Raw genomic sequence first — 5,034 nt, 5'->3', positions numbered from 1 at the left:
TAGGCCTGATAAGCGTAGCGCCATCAGGCATTACATTGCCGGATGTCGGCGTAAACGCCTTATCCGGCCTACACCCGAACAACCTTAAGCAATTGTACGTTTGATCTCGATGATCTCGAACACTTCGATCATATCGCCAACGCGAACGTCGTTGTAGTTCTTAACGCCGATACCACATTCCATACCGTTACGGACTTCGTTGACGTCATCTTTGAAGCGGCGCAGGGATTCCAGCTCGCCTTCATAGATAACCACGTTGTCGCGCAGTACGCGGATTGGGTTGTGACGTTTAATCGTGCCTTCGGTAACCATACAGCCTGCGATAGCGCCGAATTTCGGTGATTTGAACACATCACGAACTTCAGCCAGACCAATGATCTGCTGTTTCAGTTCCGGAGACAGCATGCCGCTCATCGCTGCTTTCACTTCGTCGATCAGATGATAGATGACGGAGTAGTAACGCAGATCCAGGCTTTCTGATTCGATAACTTTACGTGCAGAGGCATCAGCACGTACGTTGAAGCCAACCAGAATCGCGTTGGATGCCGCAGCCAGGGTCGCGTCGGTTTCGGTGATACCACCTACGCCAGAACCGATGATCTTCACTTTTACTTCGTCGGTAGACAGTTTCAGTAAAGAGTCGGAAATCGCTTCTACAGAACCCTGTACGTCAGCCTTCAGCACGATGTTCACTTCGTGAACTTCGCCTTCGGTCATGTTGGCGAACATGTTCTCAAGTTTAGATTTCTGCTGACGAGCCAGTTTAACTTCACGGAATTTGCCCTGACGGTACAGTGCAACTTCACGCGCTTTCTTCTCGTCACGAACAACAGTAACTTCGTCACCCGCAGCCGGAACACCGGACAGACCGAGGATTTCCACCGGAATGGACGGACCTGCTTCCAGTACTTCCTGACCCAGTTCGTTACGCATCGCACGAACGCGGCCGTATTCGAAACCACACAGAACGATATCGCCCTTGTTCAGGGTACCTTCGCGAACCAGGACGGTAGCAACCGGGCCACGACCTTTATCCAGGAAGGATTCGATAACCGCACCGCTCGCCATACCTTTACGCACAGCTTTCAGTTCCAGTACTTCGGCTTGCAGCAGGATAGCATCCAGCAGTTCGTCGATACCGGTACCCGCTTTCGCAGAAACGTGAACGAACTGGCTCTCGCCGCCCCACTCTTCCGGCATGATGCCGTACTGGGACAGTTCGTTTTTAACGCGATCTGGATCCGCTTCCGGTTTATCGATTTTGTTGACTGCAACAACTACCGGCACACCTGCCGCTTTCGCGTGCTGGATAGCTTCGATAGTCTGCGGCATCACGCCGTCGTCTGCTGCAACAACCAGAACAACGATATCCGTTGCCTGAGCACCACGAGCACGCATGGAGGTAAACGCGGCGTGACCCGGGGTGTCCAGGAAGGTGATCATACCGTTGTCAGTTTCAACGTGGTACGCACCGATGTGCTGAGTAATGCCGCCCGCTTCGCCAGAGGCCACTTTCGTTGAACGAATGTAGTCCAGCAGAGACGTTTTACCGTGGTCAACGTGACCCATGATGGTCACTACCGGTGCGCGCGGTTCAGCCGCAGCGCCGGTGTCACGGTCGCTCATTACTGCTTCTTCCAGCTCGTTTTCACGACGCAGGATAACTTTGTGGCCCATCTCTTCGGCAACCAGCTGTGCGGTTTCCTGGTCGATGACCTGGTTGATGGTCGCCATTGCGCCCAGTTTCATCATTGCTTTGATGACCTGAGAGCCTTTGACCGCCATCTTGTTCGCCAGATCGCCAACGGTGATGGTTTCGCCGATCACAACGTCACGGTTAACGGCCTGAGCTGGCTTCTGGAAGCCCTGCTGCAGAGCGGAACCTTTACGCTGCTTACCGCCTTTACCGCCGCGAACCGCTGCACGTGCTTCTTCACGGTCAGCTTTAGATTCAGCGTGTTTGTTACCTTTCTTCGCCGGACGCGCTGCTTTAGTGCTGCGAGTACGACCACGACCGCCTTCAACTTCACGATCGTTCTCGTCTTCAGCCTGGCGAGCATGCTGAGAGGTGGTGACGTGATAATCACTGGTGTCTTCGACAGGTTCAGCGTTATTCACACCATTTTTCTCGTTTTCTTCCGCCATACGGCGAGCTTCTTCCGCTACGCGGCGCGCTTCTTCTTCAAGCTTGCGACGTGCTTCTTCTTCCGCTTTACGCTTCAGTTCTGCGGCTTCATTTTCACGGCGGGCTTTTTCGGCCTGGGCGGTTTTAGTCATATCGTCGGTCTGTTGATTGCTCACTTTGTCTTTTTCCGCAGCTTCACGTTTCGCTTTATCAGCGGCTTCACGCTTAGCTTGTTCTGCGGCCTCACGTTCGGCTTTTTGTTGCGCCTCGCGTTTGGCAGCTTCTTCTGCCTCACGACGGGCTTGCTCTTCCGCTTCACGCTGCGCCTGCTCTTCCGCGGCAAGGCGTTCAGCCTCTTGCGGATCGCGTTTCACAAAGGTGCGTGTCTTGCGGACTTCGATTTGTACCGATTTGCTTTTTCCACCGGTACCTGGAATATTGAGAGTACTGCGCGTTTTACGCTGCAATGTCAACTTATCCGGCGCTGAGCCGTTTTCACGGTTCAAATGCGCCAGTAAGGTTTGTTTCTCTTGTGCGGACACAGAGTCGTCAGCAGACTTCGGGATACCGGCATCAGCAAATTGCTGTACCAGGCGATCTACGGAAGTCTGTATCTCTGCAGCCAGCGTTTTTACGGTTACATCTGTCATACTGTTCCTTCCTGCTACAGTTTATTACGCTTCGTCGCCGAACCAGCAAATATTACGGGCAGCCATAATCAGCTCACCGGCTTTTTCGTCGGTCAACCCTTCGATATCAGCCAGATCATCAATGCCCTGTTCAGCGAGATCTTCCAGCGTACAAACACCACGGGCCGCCAGTTTGAAGGCCATCTCACGATCCAATCCTTCCAGATTCAGCAGATCGTCAGCCGGTTTGTTATCACCGAGGCTTTCTTCCTGGGCCAGTGCCAGAGTGGTCAGTGCGTTTTTAGCACGCTCGCGCAGCGCTTCAACGGTCTGTTCATCCAGGCCGTCAATTTCCAGCAGTTCTTTCATTGGCACGTAGGCCAGTTCTTCCAGCGTCGCAAAACCTTCTTCCACCAGAACGGTCGCGAAATCTTCATCGATATCGAGATATTTGGTGAAGGTATCGATGGCTGCATGTGCTTCAGCCTGATGCTTCGCTTGCAGGTCATCAACGGTCATCACGTTGAGTTCCCAACCGCTCAGTTGTGAAGCCAGGCGGACGTTCTGACCATTACGTCCAATCGCCTGAGCCAGGTTACCGGCTTCAACCGCGATATCCATGGTGTGTTTGTCTTCATCCACCACGATAGAAGCGACGTCTGCTGGTGCCATTGCGTTAATCACGAACTGCGCCGGGTTATCATCCCACAGGACGATATCGATACGCTCGCCGCCCAGTTCGGTAGAAACCGCCTGAACGCGCGCACCGCGCATACCAACACAGGCGCCGACCGGATCAATACGCTTGTCGTTGGTCTTAACGGCGATTTTCGCACGCGATCCCGGATCGCGAGCAGCCGCTTTAATTTCGATAACTTCTTCGCCGATTTCCGGCACTTCAATGCGGAACAGCTCAATCAGCATTTCCGGCTTGGAACGGGTTACGAACAGCTGTGCACCGCGCGCTTCCGGGCGAACTGAGTACAGAACACCACGAATACGGTCACCAGGGCGGAAGTTTTCACGCGGCAGCATGTCTTCACGCAGGATCACAGCTTCAGCATTGCTGCCCAGATCCAGAGAAATGTTGTCGCGGTTTACTTTCTTCACCACACCGGTGACGATTTCGCCTTCGTGTTCGCGGAACTGATCAACAACCATTGCGCGTTCAGCTTCACGTACTTTCTGTACGATAACCTGCTTCGCGGTCTGGGTGGTGATACGGTCAAAGGTGACAGATTCAATCTGATCTTCAACATATTCGCCCACGTTCAGACTTTCGTCTTCGAAGCGTGCCGCTTCCAGCGTAATTTCTTTGGTCGGCTGAGTAACTTCTTCTACGATTACCCAACGACGGAAAGTATCGAAATCACCGCTTTTACGATCGATTTCTACGCGAACGTCGATCTCTTGCTCATATTTTTTCTTTGTTGCTGTAGCCAGCGCACTTTCCAGCGCTTCAAAAATTTTCTCGCGTGGCAGCGCTTTTTCGTTGGATACGGCTTCAACAACAGCCAAAATTTCTTTGTTCATCGCGGGCTTTTCACCTCAATCCAGACTGTTAAAAGTGGGGAACCAGGTTCGCCTTCTGGATATTACTCAGCGCGAACACTTCATCTTTGCCTTCGACTGTGACCGTGATCATCTCACCGTCCACCGCTTTGATAACGCCCTGCCATTTACGACGGTTTTGTACCGCCATACGAAGAACCAGCGTGACTTCTTCACCCAGGAAACGCACGTAGTGTTCAGCTGTGAACAGAGGACGGTCGAGACCCGGAGAGGAGACTTCCAGGTTATAGGCAACGGTGATTGGGTCTTCGACATCCATCACGGCGCTTACCTGATGGCTCACATCAGCACAATCATCAACATTGATGCCATCTTCACTATCAATATAGATGCGCAGTGTGGATGTGCGACCACGAATAAATTCGATGCCGACCAGTTCGTAGCCCAGGGCTTCAACTGGCGCTGTAATCATCTCTGTTAATTTTTGCTCTAATGTGGACAAGCCCACCCCCAAGACATAAAAAAAGGGCCTAAAGCCCAGTTATTCTGTAGTCAGATAACAAAAAACCCCGATAAATCGGGGCTTTAGATAACTGAACCCTATAACCGCACCTGCGGTTCGGAGAACCTTCCGAAAGAATTTTTTTCAAATCCAGCTACGAAGGCCTAAGTCTTCACAGTATATTTGAAAAAGAACTCTAAGGGAAAGTGGTTGCGGGGGCCGGATTTGAACCGACGACCTTCGGGTTATGAGCCCGACGAGCTACC

At 52.4% G+C, this 5,034-nt stretch carries 3 protein-coding genes; all 3 read right to left on the bottom strand.

All coding sequences use genetic code 11. The features are described 5' to 3' along the window. Positions 1-84 precede the first annotated feature (84 nt). From infB to rimP, 3 genes are read right to left on the bottom strand one after another with little or no spacing between them, the layout of a single operon-like run. Complete coding sequence (infB, locus tag FDW94_RS18110; protein WP_003828710.1) at positions 85-2,775, bottom strand: translation initiation factor IF-2; 2,691 nt, start codon at positions 2,773-2,775, stop codon at positions 85-87. Between the two features lie 24 nt (positions 2,776-2,799). Next, positions 2,800-4,287 carry a transcription termination factor NusA gene (gene nusA, locus FDW94_RS18105; protein WP_003024992.1) on the bottom strand — a complete coding sequence of 496 codons (1,488 nt, stop codon included), beginning with the start codon at positions 4,285-4,287 and terminating at the stop codon, positions 2,800-2,802. Between the two features lie 28 nt (positions 4,288-4,315). Next, on the bottom strand, positions 4,316-4,768 hold the full coding sequence (gene rimP, locus FDW94_RS18100) for a ribosome maturation factor RimP (protein WP_003024996.1): 453 nt from the start codon (positions 4,766-4,768) through the stop codon (positions 4,316-4,318). Positions 4,769-5,034 lie beyond the last annotated feature (266 nt).

The organism is Citrobacter sp. wls757, assembly GCF_005280935.1.
GTDB lineage: Bacteria > Pseudomonadota > Gammaproteobacteria > Enterobacterales > Enterobacteriaceae > Citrobacter > Citrobacter portucalensis.
Note: the sequence above shows the minus strand (reverse complement) of the source record. Positions and strands in the feature narration are given on the sequence as shown.